The sequence below is a fragment of the Pseudomonadota bacterium genome, from assembly GCA_037200975.1.
Taxonomy (GTDB): domain Bacteria; phylum Pseudomonadota; class Gammaproteobacteria; order Steroidobacterales; family Steroidobacteraceae; genus CADEED01.
Window position 1 is genome coordinate 1244716 of record JBBCGI010000001.1, and the last position, 16976, is coordinate 1261691.

Genomic DNA, 16976 nt, shown 5'->3' on the forward strand with positions numbered 1-16976 from the left:
TGCGCTAACTAGCGGGTCATTGCGGGTACAGCGTCTCCGAAATCTCCACGATCGATTCGAACGGCGCGCCGCTCGCGTTCGCGGCGCCTTCCACGGCACTGAAGCTGGGCGCTTCGTACACGGAGTACGAACCGCGCTTGTCCGCGGTGGCATACGAAGTCAGCAGCTTCACGCCGAACTTCCGATCGGCATCTTCAGCCACTTTCGCGAGGCCCGGGCGCTTCACGAGGTAGCGGTGTTTCCCCGGCGCGATCTTCTGCACGGCGCCGCGCGGCTCCGCCTTGATGTCGCCCGGAATCTCCGTCACCACGTCGACGGGCAGCCCGTTCAGTTTGGCCGCTTCGCGCACCGCGTTTTCACTCGGGCCGGTGTACACGCAGTACGTCTTGGTCTTGTCCGCATTCGCGTATGACTTTTCCCAGGTGACATCCAGCGTCTGGTTGTTGGCATTTACTTTCTGTTTCACGTTCGCATCGACGCCATCGAGCGCGCCGGCGGGAAACGTGCGTTCGATCAGGTAGCGGTGCGTGGCCGGCGTGGGATCGGCGGCCGCCGCGGGCAAACTCGAGGCAGCAAGAATCAGCACCGTCGCGGCGCGAAAATCTTTCATAAACTTCATCTCCGTGAGCGTAATCGTGGGTTGCTATCCATCTCCTACGTCTGACAGAGTAAAGAGAGAGTGGCTAGTTTCGAATGATCAACCGTCCGGGCTTCTTGCTCTTTCGTCCGGACATGGGTTGACGAGGTCTGTATGGATGCCTTGTCCGACGTGTTGCGCGCGGTCCGCCTTTCGGGCGCTTTCTTCTTCGACGTGCAGGCGCACTGCCCGTGGGTCGCGGAGACGCCGCAGGGAAAAACCGTCGTCGACGCGATGTTCCCCGGCTCCGATCACCTCGTCTGTTATCACCTGATCATGCACGGCAGCTGCTGGCTCGAGCTCGAGGGCGAGCCGCCGGTCAAACTATCGGCCGGCGACATCATCGTGCTGCCGCAGGGCGATACCCACGTCCTCACTACCGAGCTCGGCAAACGCAAGACCCCGGAGATGTCGATGTACCGCGTTCCGGACGACGGCCAGCTGCCGGTGTCGATCTCGATGGGCACCGACGGCGGCGACGAAGCGCATTTCGTGTGCGGCTTTCTCGGCTGCGACTCGCGCCCTTACAACCCGCTGCTGACCGCGTTGCCGCGCATCATCCACATCAAGGACCATGCGAGCGGCGCGCTGGGGGCTTATTTTCGCGCCGCGTTGGCCGAATCGAAGGGACGCATGGGCGGCGCGTCGATGCTGGGGCGCATCAGCGAGCTGATGTTCGTCGACGTGATCCGCCGGCACCTGGAATCGCTGCCCGCCGATCGCACCAACTGGTTGTCGGGGCTGCGCGATGCGTACGTCGGCCGCGCGCTGATGGCCTTGCACGCGGATCCGGCGCGCGACTGGACGCTCGAATCCCTGGCGCAGGAAGCGGCGTTGTCGCGTTCCGCGTTCGCCGAGCGCTTCAATCAGTACGTCGGCCACCCGCCCATGCAGTACCTCGCGAACTGGCGCATGCAGCTCGCGACCAACTACCTGCGAAATGGCAGCGAGAGCATCGCCTCGGTCGCGAACCGGGTCGGGTACGATTCCGAGGCCGCGTTCAGCCGCGCGTTCAAGAAGGCCGTCGGCGCGCCGCCGAGCGAGTGGCGCACCACCCACGTAACCGGAAACGCCGCCTAGGTTCCGCGCCGCCGCGAATCTCGATTCAGTAAAACTAAACATCCGGTCAGAACTTGAGAACACGCCGTGTTCTCGAATCGGCACGATGCGCTCCACACCAACCAAGGAGCCGATCATGTCGAAGCGTTTCATCAAACTACTTACCGTCGCAGCCGCGCTCGCCATCGCGGGCGTCGCCGGCGCCACCGCTCGGGGCGAAGTGCCGAGCACGGTCGTTCGATACGGCGATCTTGCGCTCAATACCAAGGCTGGCGTCGTCAAGCTGCATGCGCGGCTGCGCGCCGCCGCGGAGCAGGTCTGCAGCGGCATCGACAGCCGGGCGCTCGGACTGCGCCAGCGGTACGACGACTGCGTGTCGAGTGCGGTCACGGACGGCGTGATCGCGGTCGGCAACGAGAACCTCAGCAACTATCACCGCAATCGCAAGGTCGGGCTGTTCGCGGCCAACCGGAACTGAACGGCCAGGGGTTCGCCCCGATTGTCTGCACTGCCGCGCGAGCGTTTTTTCCAGCACTCGCGCGGGATCAGCCCGGTGGCCATGCAGGCATTCTTCGAGTCGTGAAAACCCCGCCGTGGCGTTTTGTCCGCGGCGGGGTTTCACAAGGCGTGAAACATCGCTGAAACAGAAAGCGGCCAGCATCGCGGGTTGGTGCCGGGTGGGACTTGCGGGAATTAGCGGTCGACGCTGGATTGCGCACGTGCCGCGCGGTGCTAAGCTGATTCCCGTAAGTCTCACCCGGCACCGACATACGCATGAGCGACCTGCCCGAACTCGACGCCGAGCAATTGATCGCCCGCATCCGCCGCGACCTGGCCGACAGCTGGGACGAAGAGCTGGAGATGGACGTCGAGGATTACCACCCGCTGCCCGGGCTGCCCGACGGCGGCGCCAACGAGGCGGGTGAACGCGACTATCGCCACAAGTATTTCTCGCAGTTGTTCCGCCTGCAGGCCGAGCTGGTCAAGCTGCAGGACTGGGTGTACGCCACCAAACAGAAAGTCGTGATCCTGTTCGAAGGCCGCGACGCCGCCGGCAAGGGCGGCGCGATCAAACGCATCACGCAGAAACTGAATCCGCGCGTCTGCCGCGTGGTCGCATTGCCCGCGCCCAACGACCGCGAACGTACGCAGTGGTATTTCCAGCGCTACGTCACGCACCTGCCGGCCGCGGGCGAAATCGTGCTGTTCGATCGCAGCTGGTACAACCGCGCCGGTGTCGAACACGTGATGAACTTCTGCACCGACGAGGAATACGAGGAGTTCTACCGCTCGGTGCCCGAGTTCGAACGCATGCTGGTCCGCTCGGGAATCCGCCTGCTCAAGTACTGGTTCTCGATCACCGACGAGGAGCAGCATCTGCGCTTCCTCGGCCGCATCCACGACCCGCTCAAGCAGTGGAAACTGTCGCCGATGGACCTGGAATCGCGCCGCCGCTGGGAAGACTACACACGCGCGAAGGAAGTGATGCTCGAACGCAGCCACATTCCCGAAGCGCGCTGGTGGGTGGTGCAGGCGGTGGACAAGAAACGCGCGCGCCTCAATTGCATCGATCACCTGCTCAAGCAGTTTCCGTATGCCGAAGTGCCCAAGTCTTCGGTCGTGCTGCCGGAACGCGAGCGGCACGAACACTATTCGCGCCAGGCCGTCCCCGCCCAGATGCTGGTGCCCGAAATCTACTAAAGTGCCGCCATGTGGCGGACGGCTCTCATCTACGGCGCATTGCTCGCGGCCGGGACATTCGGCCTGCGCTGGCTGGAGTTCCGGTTCCTGGTGCGCAGCCACGCGGTCGAGACCTATGCCGCGCTGATCGCGCTGGCGTTTCTCGGCCTCGGCATCTGGGTGGGCAGGCGACTGTTCCGTTCGCCGCCGCCGCAACCCTTCACGCCCAATGTGCTGGTGCGCGAAAGCCTCAGGATCAGCGATCGCGAGTTCGAGGTGCTGGCCCTGCTCGCGGACGGGCAATCCAACAAGCAGATCGCGAACCGGCTCGCGGTCTCGCCGAATACCGTGAAGACCCACGTGGCGAACCTGTTCGCCAAGCTCGAGGTGGCGCGCCGCACCGAGGCCATCGCCCGCGCGCGTGAGCTCGGGATGATCCGGTGAACGATTTGGGCCGAATCACCCGTTCGGATGATTGCCCGCCCGGTCCGCGCCGGCCTTTCATGCGCCCTTGTTCAACCCGAAAAGGTGCTCCATGACTGCAACGATCCTGCGCTACGGAATCATCGGCGGCCTCATCGTCGCCATCCCCATGTTGTGGCAGTGGCTGCCGCTCGAGGGTGACGCGCATCCCCCCGGCGGGCTGCTGCTCGGGTACGCGACGATGCTCGTGGCGCTGACCACCGTGTTCCTCGGCGTCAAGCAGTACCGCGACCGGAAGCTGGGCGGGGTGATCCGTTTCCTACCGGCGCTCGGTGCCGGGCTGGGCATCAGCACCGTGGCGTGTTTGTTGTACGTCATCGGCTGGGAGATCGTCACGGCGTACAGCGATTTCGATTTCTCGAAGTGGTACTCGAACTCCGTAATTGCGGCCGCGAAGGCGCGCAACGCGTCCCCGGCGGAGCTGCAGCAGGCGATCGCGGCGGCGGAAAGCTTCACGCAGATGTACGCGAAGCCCTGGTTCCGCATGCCGATGACGTTCATCGAGATGTTCCCGGTCGGCGTGCTGATCTCGCTGATTTCCGCGGCGCTGTTGCGCAACAGCCGGTTCCTGCCCGCGCGATCCGCACCGTAGAAAAAAAGGGGACATGCCTAATTAACTGGGCGAAAGACGACACGCGATAGTTTTTCACCCAGCTAATTCGGCATGTCCCCTTTTACCGCGCGCCAGATCGTGTTTCCCACGTCGTCGGCTACCAGCAGCGCGCCATTCCCGTCCAGCGCAACGCCCACCGGCCGGCCGAACGCCTCGCCTCTCTCGCTGACGAACCCGGTCAGCACATCGAGCGGCATTCCAGCGGGTTTGCCGTCCTTGAACGGCACGAACACGACCTTGTATCCGGCCGGCACTTCGCGGTTCCATGACCCATGCTCGCCGATGAACATGCCATTAGTTAGACCTGGCGGCAGCGCTGCGTCTCCCGCATATACGAGCCCGAGCGCCGCCACATGCGCGCCCAGCGCGTAGTCGGGTGGCACTGCCTTCGCCACCAGATCGGGGCGCGGCGGTTCGACGCGCGCATCCACATGCTGGCCGTAGTAGCTGTACGGCCAGCCGTAGAACGCGCCCTGCTTCACCGACGTCAGGTAATCCGGCACCAGGTCATTACCGAGTTCGTCACGTTCGTTCGCAACCGTCCACAACACACCGGTCCGCGGCTCCCACGCCAGGCCATTGGGATTGCGCAGCCCGGTGGCGAACGATCGCTTCTCTCCACTAACTACATCGATCTGCCAGATCGCAGCGCGGCCTGCCTCGGCGGCCATCCCGTTTTCCGCGACATTGCTGTTGGACCCCACCGTCGCATACAGCCTCGTGCCGTCCGCGCTCGCGATGATGTTCTTGGTCCAGTGATGGTTGCGCGGCCCGCCCGGCAGATCCGCAAGCTTCGTGCCCGGCGTGGAGATCCGCGTCGTCCCGGCCACATAGGAAAACTTCATCACCGCATCGGTGTTCGCGACATACAGATCGTTGCCGATCAGCGCCATGCCGAACGGCGAATTGAGCCCATCGAGCAACACGGTCTTGAGCTCCGCGACGCCGTCACCGTCGGCGTCGCGCAGCAGCGTGATGCGATTGGCGGACGGCACCGCGGCGCCGGCCTTCGACATCACCTTCTGCGTCACCTTGGCCTTCAGGCCCTTGCTCTCTTCGGGCCGCTCGGGCGCGTTGGTCTCCGCCACCAGCACATCGCCGTTCGGCAGCGTGTACAGCCAGCGCGGATGTGCGAGGCCGGTCGCGAACGCATTCACGGTCAGACCTGCTGCAGCCTTCGGCTTCATGCCCGGCGGCCAGCCCTTCGCCTCCGCGATCTGCACGACGGGAATGAGCTTCTTGTTTGGCTCTGGCAACGAGGGATTCGGCCCGACACTCGATGCCGGCGACATCTCCGGCCCGCGATCGGTGGGACCGACTTTGCAGGCGGTCAGCGCCACCAATCCAACCGCCGCTACGGCTGCCATCCAACGCAGGGTCTTCATGAGTGCAACATAGTAAATGCGCGCGCTCCCGTTCGCCGGTGAAGCCCGCGCGGCGTTGTAGGAAGGTGCCGTGGTGCAGCGCGGCGTGTTACAAGAGCGTCGCCACATCGGGACCCCATGAGCATCGAACCCGCCAGGAAAACTCCGCCGCCCGGCTCGCAAGCGCTGATGTTCCTGGCCTGCGCGCTCGCGATGGTCGGCAACTACTACGTCTACGATTCCATCGGGCCGGTCGCGGACATGTTGACGCGGCAGCTCGGTTTCTCCGACACCCAGCTCGGCACGCTCAACGCCATCTACAGTCTGCCTAACATCTTCATGGTGCTCATCGGCGGGGTGTTGTGCGACCGGTTCAATGCCCGCTCGGTGGCGCTGGTTTCGGCGCTGCTGTGTTTTCTCGGCACGGTGCTGACGGCGCTGAGCGGCGCATTCGTGGTGATGGCGGCGGGACGATTGCTGTTCGGCCTCGGCGCCGAAACCATGATCGTGGCGTTCACGGTCGCGCTCGCGCAATGGTTCGGCGGCCGCAATTTTGCGCTGTTCTTCGCGCTGAACCTGAGCGTCGCGCGGCTGGGCTCGTATCTTGCCGACCGCTCGCCGAGTTTCGCGCGCGATCTGTACGCGCAAGGCTGGCAGCCGCCGCTGTGGCTGGCCGCGGTGTTCGGCGCCATCTGTTTCGCGGGCGCATTGCTGTATTTTTTCGTGGACCGTCGCGAAGCGCCGCGCGGCACCCTGGCGATCGCGCCGCCGCCGGATCGCATCGACTGGGGCAGCCTGCTGCGATTCCGCGCGGCCTACTGGTACGTCGTCGGCCTGTGCGTCACGTTCTACGCGGTGATCTTCGCGTTCCGCAGCACCTTCTCGATCAAGTATTTCCAGCAGGCGCACGGCCTCGATCTCGAGGCCGCGAGCACGCTCAACAGCTACGTGTTCCTCGCCGCGATCTTCGCGACGCCGGCCTTCGGCCTTTTGGTCGACCGCGTCGGGCGGCATGCGTTGTTGATGCTGCTGGGCTCGGCGCTGCTGCCGCTGAGCTTCGTGGTGCTGGGCAGCGGCGCGCATGCGTTGTGGTTGTCCACCGTGTTGTTAGGTATCTCGTTCTCTCTCGTGCCGGCGGTGTTGTGGCCAGCGGTGGCGAAATACGTGGAACCGCAGCAGCTCGGCACGGCCTACGGCCTCATGACCATGTTGCAGAGCGCGGGCGTGATGACCGCCAACCTGGCCGCCGGCTATCTCAACGACGCCAGCGGCGCGAGCGCTGGCAACCCAGCCGGTTATGCGGCGATGTTGTGGTTCTTCGGGCTCACGAGCCTGGCCGGATTCGTGTTCACGCTGCTGTTGAGCCGCGCCGACACGCGTCCGGCGCAACGGCCGGCAGAGATTTCGAGAGATCTGGGTTAGGGTCGCCGCATGCGCAACATCGATTTCAGTTCGTGGCAGGGTTTGCTGTCGACCTTGCTAGGCCTGGCGGTCATCACGCTGCTCGGCGTCGGCATCCGGCTGCTGGTCATGCAGACCGTGCAGCAGCGCCGCGAGCGCGAGAACCGGCAGATCAACGAACGGCTGCGCACGCTGATCGCAGCGTACAAGACGCTGGGCGGATCGTTCACCGGAGATCTCGCCGTCGATCCCACCCACCTGCGCGATTTGCGGCGCACCCAGACATCACCCGAGATCGTCGCGGCGGAAAACGAGCTCGCAGGCTCCGACCGGTCCCGGCGCATCCGCGATGCGGTCGAGGCCGCGCTGTCGGACATCATCTTGTTAGGCACGGAAGAGCAGGTGCGGCTCGCGGCCGCGGCGGCGAGCGAGCTGGCGGGCGGGCGCGCCGTTCACACCGCGGAGCTGGTCGTGTCGCTGCGCAATTTCATCCGCGCCGTGCTCGATCTCGATCCGATGCCAGCCGACGTGACGATTCCGAAGCAAGGCCCTGCGCGTCCAGGCGCGGCGGGCGGGGGCAAGGGCGGCAAGGGTGAAGCCGAGCGCGAGCGCGGCGGCAAACAAGGCGGCGGACTGGGTGGCGGCGCGGCCGCCGGCGCCGGCATGGGCCTGGGGATAGGCCTCGGCGGCAGCGCCGAACAAGACGACGCGGAAAAAGGGGACATGCCTAATTAAAGAAGCGAGTTAGGCTAGCCCATGGCTTTTGCGCCCAACACCCGCCGTATCGCCACCACCACGTTCGGCCTGGCGCTGTTTGTCGCGGCGTTCTGGGCGATCGAACACGTCCTCGGGGAATACCACTGGGATGACGTGTTGGCCAGCATGGCGGGCATCGCGCCAGGCGCGATCCTCACCGCACTGGCGTTCACGGCCGGCAGTTACCTGCTGCTGATCCTCTACGACGTGCTCGCCTTGCGTTACGTCGGCGCCACGGTGCCGTGGACGACCACCGCGGCGGCGTCCTTCGCGGCCAACGCCGTGGGACACAGCGTGGGCTTCGCGGCGCTGTCCGGCGGCTCGATCCGATACCGCATGTATTCCGGCGCCGGTGTCGGCGCGCGGCAGATCGCACAGGTGATCGCCTTCTGCTCGCTGACCTTCGTGCTGGGCACCGCCTTGTTGTTAGGCGGATCGCTGCTGTTCGAAGCGCCGCGCGCCGCCGCGGTGTTGCATGTCGGCCTGCCCTGGGTCTACGCCTGCGGCGCGCTGGCGACGGGCACCGTCGTCGCCTATCTCCTGCTGAACATGCTGCGGCGCACGCCCCTGTCCATCCGGCAATGGCAGCTCCGGCTGCCGGGCGCGCCGCTGGCGCTGGCGCAGGTCGCCGTCGCGGGTGTCGACCTGTGCATCACGGCGGCGGTGTTGTACGTACTGCTGCCAGCGGGTGCCACTCAGGGCTTCACCGCGTTCCTCGCGCTCTATCTGATCGCATTGGCGGCCGGCGTCGTCAGCAACGTGCCGGGCGGACTCGGTGTGTTCGAAACCGTGCTGCTATTGCTGCTGCCCGGGGTGCCGCCGCACGAGGCATTGTCCGCGCTGCTCACCTATCGCGCCATCTACTACCTGCTGCCATTCGTGATCGCGCTGGTCATCGTGGCCGGGCGCGAGGCGTGGTTGCGCCGCGCCGGGCTCGCGAGCGCCACCACCTGGCTACGCGCCTGGCTGCGCGCCGTCACGCCACAGGCGCTGGCCGCGGGCGTCTTTCTGTGCGGACTCGTGTTGCTGTTCTCCGGCGCGACGCCCGCCGCCGATGCACGCCTGCACGTATTGCGCCACTTCGTGCCGCTGTCGCTGCTCGAGCTGTCGCACCTCGTCGGCAGCGCCGCCGGCGTCGCGTTGCTATTGCTGGCGCGCGGTCTGCAGAAGCGGATGGACGCAGCCTGGCATGTCACCGTCGTGCTGCTCGCCGCCGGCATCGTCGCGTCGCTGTTCAAGGGGTTCGACTACGAAGAGGCGCTGCTGCTGGCCGCCATCCTGGTCGCGCTGCGCGCCGCGAAGGGCCGCTTCACCCGCCGCGCAGCCCTGCTCGAAGAGCGCTTCTCGGTGCCGTGGGCGCTGGCGATCACGCTGGCGGTCGCGGCATCGTTGTGGCTGGCGCTGTTCTCCGCGCGCAATGTCGGCTACTCGCAGGAGCTGTGGTGGCAGTTCGCCTTTCACGCGAATACGCCCCGCGTGCTGCGCGCCAGCGTGCTGGTCATCGTGCTGGTCGGCGCATTCGCCACCTGGAAACTGATCCACCCCGCACCGCCCGAGCTGCCGCTGCCGGACGATGCAATGTTGGCGCGCGCGCGCTCCGCCATCGACCGCTCCGACGAAACCAGCGCCAATCTCGCCTTGTTAGGCGACAAGAAGCTGCTGTTCGCGAACGACGACGCGGGCTTCGTCATGTTCCAGCCGGTCGGCAAATGCTGGGTCGCCATGGGCGACCCGGTGGGCCCCGCGGCCGTGCGCGAACAGCTGGTATGGGAATTCCGCGACGCCTGCGACCGGTTCGCCGCCTGGCCGGTGTTCTACCAGGTGGGCGTGGAAAACCTGCCGCTGTATCTCGACGCCGGTTTCGCGCTGTCGAAGCTCGGCGAGGAAGCGCGCGTGGATCTCGCCGCCTTCGGACTGGAAGGCTCGAAACGCGCGGATCTGCGCCAGACGCACAAGCGCGCGCAACGCGAGGGGCTGAGCTTCTCCGTGCTGCCCGCCGGTGAAGTCGCCGCCCACATGGAAGCGCTGCGTGCGGTATCGGACGAGTGGCTGACCGCCAAGGCCATCGCCGAGAAGGGGTTTTCACTGGGCCGCTTCGACCCGGCCTACCTCGCCAATTTTCCGTGTGCCGCCGTGTGGCTCGAGGGCCGCATCGTCGCATTCGCGAACCTGTGGACCACGGGCAGCAAGGCCGAACTGTCGATCGACCTCATGCGCCACGCCAACACCGCCTCGCGCAACCTCATGGACTATCTATTCATCGAGATCATGTTGTGGGGCAGGCAGGCGGGTTACCGCTGGTTCAACCTCGGCATGGCGCCGCTGTCGGGCATGCAGGACCGCGAATTCGCGCCGGTGTGGAACCGCATGGCCGCGTTCCTGTACCGCCATGGCGAGCATTTCTACAATTTCAACGGGCTGCGCCGTTACAAGAACAAGTTCGACCCCGAGTGGCATCCGCGTTATCTCGCCTGCCCGGGCGGGCTGGCATTGCCGCGTGTGCTGATGGAAGTGACGACGCTGATCGCCGGCGGAACCCGCCGCGTGTTCATGCGCTGAAGGAGTGAGCTGGATGGACACACCCGCGAAATTGTTTGCCATGCTGCTCGCATCGCTGCTGGCGATTGGCGCGACGCCCTGCGCCGCAACACCCGCACCGGGCTCGCCCGGCCCGGCATTCATCGAATCCACGCTCGATGGCGGCCGTTTCGGCGTCGTGCACGTCTTTCGCCCGGTTCGCGCGCCGTCGAACGTGGCACTGCTGTTCTCGGGCGACGGTGGCTGGAGCAGCGGCGTCGCGCAGATCGCGCGGCGGCTGGCCGCGGAAGGTTTCCTGGTCGGCGGTGTCGACACGACTACCTACATCGCTTCGATCGCGCCAAAGGGCGCCGGCGCATCGGCCAAAACCCCCGCCTGCACATTCATGGCCGGCGACGTCGAGGCGCTGAGCCAGCACCTGCAGTGGGCGCAGAAGCTGCCCGACTATCTGCGGCCGGTGTTGTTCGGATACTCCGCCGGGGCCTCCGTCATCTACTCGACGCTGGCGCAGGCGCCGCGCGGTACGTTTGCCGGCGGCGTGTCGCTGAGTTTCTGCGCGGAGATGGACACCGCCGGCGCGCAGCTGTGCCCGGGCGCCGGGCTGCATTCGGTGCCCATCGCGAAATCCACGGAGGTCACGCTGCAGCCCGACCCGAAGCTGGCGTTTCCCTGGACCATCGTGCACGGCGATCGCGACACGGTGTGCAGCGCCAAACAAACTCGCGGGTTCGTCGCGGGGATTCCGACAGCGAAGCTCATCGCATTGCCGAAGGCCACGCACGATCTCACGCCGCTCGACGACTGGTGGCCGCGGGCCCGGCAGGACTACCGCGCCATGCTGGCCGCCGACACCGCGGCGCCCACCGTGCCCGCGACGGCGGCTAACAAGATAGACGAAGCTGGCTCCGATTCCCTGAGCGATCTGCCACTCACCGAAGTGCCAGCCACCGCAAAGGAATCCGACCTCTTCGCCGTGATGATCTCCGGCGATGGCGGCTGGGCCGGCCTCGATCAGAGCGTGTCCGGGGAGCTCGCCGCGCGCGGCATTCCGGTCGTCGGCCTGAGCTCGCTCAAGTATTTCTGGCACGCGCGCACGGCGGAATCCACCGCCACGGACGTGAATCGAATCATCACGCAGTATTCCTCCCGCTGGCACAAACAACACGTGCTGCTGATCGGTTATTCGTTCGGCGCCGACGTGATGCCGTTCGTGTTCAACCGGCTGCCGCCCGCCACGCGCGAGCGCGTCGCCTCCGTCAGCCTGCTCGGCCTCGGAACCGCGGCAACCTGGGAAGTGACCGTGGGCGAATGGTTGCCCGGCGCGGACGACAAGGGCGACCCCGTAGTGCCCGAGATCGCGCGCATGCCCGCGATGCCGCTGCTGTGCGTGATGGGGGAAGGAGAACATGGCAGCTCGTGCCCGCGGCTTTCGGCGCCGGGGCTTACGGTGCGCCAGATCGGCGACGGCCATCATTTCAGCGGTCTCGCGCCGCAGATCGTCGATGCGATCCTGAAGACCGCTGACTAGAGAATATTTTCGCCGGACGCGTTCAGCAGGCGGATCGCCGGCTCGTCGAGCGCGTGTTGATAGCCGATGATGCTGACCGAGGCGGTGTCGAGATAAAAACGGCGCGCGTCGATGGGCTGCAGCCCGACCCAGCGCGCCATCAGGATCCGCAGGACGTCGCGATGCGCGACGATCAGCACGTCTGCGCTCGCCGCCCGAAGCTTCTCGATCACCCGCTCCGCGCGCACCGCGAGATCCGCGAGCGACTCACCGCCCGGACAACCGTCCGTGAACAGATCCCAGCCGGGCCGTTCCGCCTGCACGTCGGCCGCGCGCCGGCCCTCATAACTACCGTAGTCCCATTCCATGAGATCGGGTTCGACGATTGCGTGGGTGCTGAATCCGATCAGGTTCGCGGTCTGCCGCGCACGTAACAGGGGGCTCATGAGCACCTGCGCGAATTCGAGACCCTTCAGATGCGCGCCCAGCTCGACCGCATCCCGTTCGCCGCGCGCGGTCAGCGGAATATCCGCGCGGCCGGTGTATTGCCGGCTCAGGCTCCAGGCGGTCTCACCGTGGCGGACCAGATAAATCCTGGGAAGAGTTTGCGTTTCAGTCACCGGATATTCGCTCCCACGTCAGCACACGCTGACGATGCTACAGCAGTCCGCTCACCAGGCCGGCGGCCACGACCAGGAGCAACACTGCGACCATCACCTGCACCGTGGCCAGCGTGACCTTGCCGAGCAGTTTCGACCCGAGCAATGCTCCGGCGATCGCGGCCAGTGCCGCGGCCGCCAGCAACTCGCGCTCGAGGGGCGCCGAACGAATCGCCGGAAGATAGACCCCGAGGCGCGTGATATCGATCAGGCAGGCAATGGCCGCTCCCGTGCCGACGAACTGCTCTTTCGTGAGGCCCGCCCGAACCAGGAACGCCGAACGCAGCGCGCCCTGCATTCCCGCCAATCCGCCGAAGAAACCGCTCAGCAACCCGCCGATGAAGAAGTGGCGCCGCGCAAAGGTGAGATTTCGGAGCGCGGGCAGGATCTCGATCACCGCAAACGCAGCCAGCAGAAATCCCACCACCAGTTTGGCCGGCGTGATCTGAAAAGCGTGACCCGCGATTTCGTACTGCGCCAGCGGTGCCGCTCCCGCAAAACGCAGCAGCAACCACGCCCCCACCAGGGACGCCGCCACCGCGGGCAGTCCGAAGGCCGCAACGATGCGCCAGGACGTGTGCGGCGCAACCAGCGCAAACTTGAACACGCCATTGACGAGGTGCACCAGGGCGGTCAATGCCACCGCATGTTCGACCGGCATGAACAGCGCGCAGACCGGCAGCAGCAGCGTCCCCAGTCCGAAGCCGGTGAAAAACGTCAGCAGCGCGGCGAGCAGTGCCGCGATCGAGATGAGGATGGTGTCCATGTTTTCGACTTTGCCACCGCCTCATGACAGGCGCCCGCCGACTCAAACGATTGGCAGTCCGCCGGCGCGCGTGACGGTTCGCAGGACCAGGCTCGAATCCACGCGCGCCACGTGCGGCAGCTTGGTCAGCACCTTGCTGTGCAGCCGTTCGAAGTCGGCCGAATCGCGCGCCACGACGCGCAACACATAATCCGCCTCGCCCGTCAGCAGGTGACACTCGGCGACTTCCGGCACGGCATTGACCGCGTTCTCGAAGGCGTTGAGCTCGCGGTCGGTCTGCGCTTTCAAGGTGATGCGAATCAGGAAGGACGAGGTGAACCCGACGAGCCGCGCACTGATCACCGCGGTGTAGCGCTCGATGACGCCGCTGGTTTCAAGCCCGCGGACGCGCCGCAGGCAGGCGGACTCCGATAACCCCACCGCCGCGGCCAGCTCGGAGTTCGGAATACGGCCATTACGCTGCAGGGCGGCCAGGATCTTCCGGTCCACGCGATCCAACGCAGGTATCTGCAACATAAGATGCTCCGGGCGCAAGATTCCGGCGCCACAACCCGTTCCAGGCGCCGATTATGCAATGGTCTGCGAAGGCAAAGGCTGAAAATGTGCGCAACCCCAACTTGCCGGAGAGAGCCCATGCGTATCGGAGTGCCTCGCGAGATCAAGATTCACGAGTACCGCGTCGGTCTGGTTCCTTCCTCCGTACGCGAGCTCACCGACGCCGGCCATGAAGTGCTGGTCGAAACCGAGGCCGGCGCAGGCATCGGCTGCTCGGATGCCGACTATGTCAGCGCGGGCGCCAAGATCGCGAAAACCGCCGACGAGGTGTTCGCGAACACGGATCTCATCGTCAAGGTAAAGGAGCCGCAGCTCGCCGAGTGCGCCAAGCTGCGCGCGGGCCAGGTGTTGTTCACCTATCTGCACCTCGCGGCCGACAAGCCGCAGGCCGAAGCGCTGATGCGTTCCGGCGCGGTCTGCATCGCGTATGAAACCGTCACCGCGCCCGACGGCTCGTTGCCGCTGCTGACCCCCATGAGCGAAGTGGCGGGCCGCATGTCGGTGCAGGTGGGCGCGCAGTGCCTGCAGAAGGCTTCCGGCGGACGCGGCATGTTGTTAGGTGGCGTACCGGGCGTGGCGCCCGCGAAGGTGGTGGTGATCGGCGGCGGCGTCTCCGGCACGCATGCGGTGGAGATGGCGCACGGCCTGCGCGCCGACGTGACGGTCATCGACCGCTCGATCAAGCGCCTGCGCGAGCTCGACGAGCAGTTCCTCGGCGCGGTGAAAACCGTGTTCTCGACCAGCGAGGCCATCGAACGCGAAGTGATCGATGCGGATCTCGTCATCGGCGCGGTGCTGCTGCCCGGCGCCGCGGCGCCCAAACTCGTGAGCAAGGCCGTGGTGCAGAAGATGCGCCCGGGCTCGGTGCTCGTGGACATCGCCATCGACCAGGGTGGCTGCTTCGAAACCAGCCGGCCGACGACGCACGCCGATCCCACGTACAGCGTCAACGGCGTCATCCACTACTGCGTGACCAACATGCCGGGGGCGGTGCCACGCACCTCGGCGTTCGCGCTGAACAACGCCACGTTGCCGTACGTGCGTTTGCTCGCGGACAAGGGCTGGCAGCGCGCGACGCAGGAGAATGCCGGTCTCGCGGCCGGCATCAACGTACGCGACGGGCGCATCGTGCAGGAAGCCGTGGAAGCGGCGCTCAAGGCGGCATGAGTATCGTCGGCCCCGGTTGTCCGGGGCCGACGCCGTCTGGCTAGCCGCGCTGGCGCGCCAGCGCCACCGCATCCGGCCCCGCCGGGAAGCGCAGGTTTTCGGAGCCGTCATTCGCCGCGCGCCACACTTCGAGTGCGACATCGGCCGCGGTCGTCACGCTGGTCACCTGCGAAAACGCCGCGAACACGCTCTGCGCGTACGGCGCATACGCTGCCGGAATCAATCCTTCCATGCGCGCGCCGCCATTGATCGTGAAACGCGTACCCGGACCGTAGCCGGGTTCGACCAGCTTCACGCGCACGTTGAAAGGCTGCAGCTCGAAGGCCAGCGACGCGGTGAACCCTTCGATCGCCGTCTTGCTCGCGGTGTACGCGGCGACCAGCGGCATCGGCGCCAAGGTCACGCTCGAAGTCACATTCACGATCGAACCGGACCGGCGCGCGCGGAACTGCGGCAACACCGCCTGGGCCATCGCCATCATGCCGAAGGTGTTCGTCTCGAACACTTCGCGCACCGTGGCCATCGGCGTCGCTTCGAAGGCGCCGAGCAGCCCGATGCCGGCATTGTTGACGAGCACGTCGATCGGTCCGCTCGCTTCGATTGCTGCCGCGATGCTGTTCGCGTTCGTGACATCGAGCGGCAGCACGCGCAGCCGGTCGGAGCGCGGCAACAGGTCTTCGCGCGGCGTACGCATCGTCGCGATCACGTTCCAGCCCTGCGTGAGGAAGTAGCGGGCAGTGTCGAGGCCATAACCGGAAGAGCAGCCGGTGATCAGTACGGTTTTCATTGGTCGTTCCATGTGTGTGTGTCGATGGGCGCAACGATAGCGATCGCCCGCCGGACCCTCTACAATCAAACGTCCTGTTTTCATTGGCGAGAGTCCTGCCATGACCGATCCGCTTGCCCAGGTCATCAACCTGCTTCGTCCCGGAGAGGTGTCCTCCAAACGCATCAGCGGTGCCGGCCGCTGGGGCGTGCGTTATTCCGCCTTCGGTCACCCGAGTTTCTGCGTCGTGCTCGAGGGCAGTTGCCTGCTGGCGGTGGAGGGCCACGCCGCGATCACCTTGCTGGCCGGCGATTTCGTGCTGCTGCCCCGCACTCCGGCTTTCACGATGTCTGGCTTCGAGCCCGTGAAAGCGGTCGACGTCGCGGCGGACGTGGCCGCCACGCAGACGGGCGAGGTCCGCCACGGCCGGCGCGGCGGCCGCCCGGACGTGCGGTTGTTAGGCGGCTACTTCGTGTTCGATTCGCCCGACGCGGCATTGCTGGTGTCGCTGCTGCCGGCGCTGGTGCACCTGCGCGGCATCGAGCGGCTTTCTACCTGGGTGCGGCTGGTCGCCGACGAGGCCGCCGAGCGCCGGGCGGGCCGCGAGCTCGTACTCACGCGCCTCGTGGAGATACTCATCGTGGAGGCGCTGCGCGCGGCACCGCACGACGATGCGCCACCGGGGCTGCTGCGCGGCCTTGCGGACGCGCGCCTGGCGCAGGCGATCCGGCAACTGCATGCGAATCCCGCGCGCTCCTGGACCGTCGAGCAACTCGCGACGAAGGCGGCGTTGTCGCGCTCGGCATTCTTCGAGCGGTTCACGCGCGCGGTCGGATTGACACCGATGGAGTACCTGCTCGCCTGGCGCATGGCGCTCGCCAAGGATTTCCTGCGCCGCGACGACCTCGGGCTCGACGAAGTCGCGGAACGCGTCGGTTATGCGTCTGCCAGCACCTTCAGCACCGCCTTCAGCCGCCACGTGGGCCAGGCGCCCGGACGATTCGCGCGCGCCGCAGCGTGAGCCG

General features: G+C 66.2%; 17 protein-coding genes. 11 read left to right on the forward strand and 6 right to left on the reverse strand.

Going from position 1 to position 16976, the window contains the following annotated elements; genetic code table 11:
* Nucleotides 1-16 precede the first annotated feature (16 nt).
* Nucleotides 17-610, reverse strand: coding sequence for a nickel-binding protein (locus WDO72_05560; protein ID MEJ0085125.1), 594 nt, complete (start codon nucleotides 608-610; stop codon nucleotides 17-19).
* Nucleotides 611-751: 141 nt separating this feature from the next.
* Between WDO72_05560 and WDO72_05565 the strand changes: the two genes are divergently transcribed.
* From WDO72_05565 to WDO72_05585, 5 genes are all read left to right on the forward strand, one after another.
* Nucleotides 752-1717, forward strand: coding sequence for an AraC family transcriptional regulator (locus tag WDO72_05565; protein ID MEJ0085126.1), 966 nt, complete (start codon nucleotides 752-754; stop codon nucleotides 1715-1717).
* Nucleotides 1718-1832: 115 nt separating this feature from the next.
* The gene (locus WDO72_05570) at nucleotides 1833-2174 is read left to right on the forward strand and encodes a UrcA family protein (GenBank protein MEJ0085127.1); all 342 of its coding nucleotides are present in this window, start codon (nucleotides 1833-1835) and stop codon (nucleotides 2172-2174) included.
* 296 nt (nucleotides 2175-2470) lie between these two features.
* The gene (gene ppk2, locus WDO72_05575) at nucleotides 2471-3397 is read left to right on the forward strand and encodes a polyphosphate kinase 2 (GenBank protein MEJ0085128.1); all 927 of its coding nucleotides are present in this window, start codon (nucleotides 2471-2473) and stop codon (nucleotides 3395-3397) included.
* Nucleotides 3398-3406: 9 nt separating this feature from the next.
* Entirely contained in the window at nucleotides 3407-3820 is a 414-nt protein-coding gene (locus tag WDO72_05580) for a response regulator transcription factor (GenBank protein MEJ0085129.1), read from the forward strand.
* Between the two features lie 91 nt (nucleotides 3821-3911).
* Entirely contained in the window at nucleotides 3912-4451 is a 540-nt protein-coding gene (locus tag WDO72_05585; GenBank protein MEJ0085130.1) for a DUF4199 domain-containing protein, read from the forward strand.
* 62 nt (nucleotides 4452-4513) lie between these two features.
* Here the strand turns inward: WDO72_05585 and WDO72_05590 are convergent, their stop codons facing one another.
* A complete protein-coding gene (locus tag WDO72_05590; protein MEJ0085131.1) occupies nucleotides 4514-5764 on the reverse strand; it encodes a sorbosone dehydrogenase family protein in 1251 nt (416 codons plus the stop codon).
* 210 nt (nucleotides 5765-5974) lie between these two features.
* Here WDO72_05590 and WDO72_05595 point away from each other — a divergent pair, with 210 nt between their 5' ends.
* From WDO72_05595 to WDO72_05610, 4 genes are read left to right on the forward strand one after another with little or no spacing between them, the layout of a single operon-like run.
* Nucleotides 5975-7258 (forward strand): MFS transporter, encoded by a 1284-nt coding sequence (locus WDO72_05595; protein MEJ0085132.1) that lies wholly within the window; start codon nucleotides 5975-5977, stop codon nucleotides 7256-7258.
* Between the two features lie 9 nt (nucleotides 7259-7267).
* Entirely contained in the window at nucleotides 7268-7972 is a 705-nt protein-coding gene (locus tag WDO72_05600) for a hypothetical protein (protein ID MEJ0085133.1), read from the forward strand.
* Between the two features lie 21 nt (nucleotides 7973-7993).
* Nucleotides 7994-10552: a bifunctional lysylphosphatidylglycerol flippase/synthetase MprF gene (gene mprF, locus WDO72_05605; GenBank protein ID MEJ0085134.1), complete on the forward strand. Its 2559-nt coding sequence runs from the start codon at nucleotides 7994-7996 to the stop codon at nucleotides 10550-10552.
* 13 nt (nucleotides 10553-10565) lie between these two features.
* Nucleotides 10566-12059, forward strand: a complete 1494-nt coding sequence (locus WDO72_05610; GenBank protein MEJ0085135.1) for an AcvB/VirJ family lysyl-phosphatidylglycerol hydrolase — start codon at nucleotides 10566-10568, stop codon at nucleotides 12057-12059.
* On the opposite strand, the gene WDO72_05615 is transcribed toward WDO72_05610, so the two are convergent.
* Genes WDO72_05615 through WDO72_05625 form a run of 3 tightly spaced genes read right to left on the reverse strand, consistent with a single transcriptional unit; the run spans nucleotide 12056 to nucleotide 13979 of the window.
* The gene (locus tag WDO72_05615) at nucleotides 12056-12658 is read right to left on the reverse strand and encodes a histidine phosphatase family protein (protein ID MEJ0085136.1); all 603 of its coding nucleotides are present in this window, start codon (nucleotides 12656-12658) and stop codon (nucleotides 12056-12058) included. The two genes, WDO72_05610 and WDO72_05615, sit on opposite strands and share 4 nt — an antisense overlap.
* A 37-nt stretch (nucleotides 12659-12695) precedes the next feature.
* The gene (locus WDO72_05620; protein ID MEJ0085137.1) at nucleotides 12696-13463 is read right to left on the reverse strand and encodes a TSUP family transporter; all 768 of its coding nucleotides are present in this window, start codon (nucleotides 13461-13463) and stop codon (nucleotides 12696-12698) included.
* 42 nt (nucleotides 13464-13505) lie between these two features.
* Nucleotides 13506-13979, reverse strand: a complete 474-nt coding sequence (locus WDO72_05625; GenBank protein MEJ0085138.1) for an Lrp/AsnC family transcriptional regulator — start codon at nucleotides 13977-13979, stop codon at nucleotides 13506-13508.
* A gap of 117 nt (nucleotides 13980-14096) precedes the next feature.
* On the opposite strand from WDO72_05625, the gene ald reads away from it, so the two are divergent.
* Nucleotides 14097-15185 carry an alanine dehydrogenase gene (gene ald, locus WDO72_05630; GenBank protein MEJ0085139.1) on the forward strand — a complete coding sequence of 363 codons (1089 nt, stop codon included), beginning with the start codon at nucleotides 14097-14099 and terminating at the stop codon, nucleotides 15183-15185.
* A gap of 40 nt (nucleotides 15186-15225) precedes the next feature.
* On the opposite strand, the gene WDO72_05635 is transcribed toward ald, so the two are convergent.
* A complete protein-coding gene (locus tag WDO72_05635; protein MEJ0085140.1) occupies nucleotides 15226-15972 on the reverse strand; it encodes an SDR family oxidoreductase in 747 nt (248 codons plus the stop codon).
* A gap of 100 nt (nucleotides 15973-16072) precedes the next feature.
* Here WDO72_05635 and WDO72_05640 point away from each other — a divergent pair, with 100 nt between their 5' ends.
* Nucleotides 16073-16972: an AraC family transcriptional regulator gene (locus WDO72_05640; protein ID MEJ0085141.1), complete on the forward strand. Its 900-nt coding sequence runs from the start codon at nucleotides 16073-16075 to the stop codon at nucleotides 16970-16972.
* Nucleotides 16973-16976: the final 4 nt, after the last annotated feature.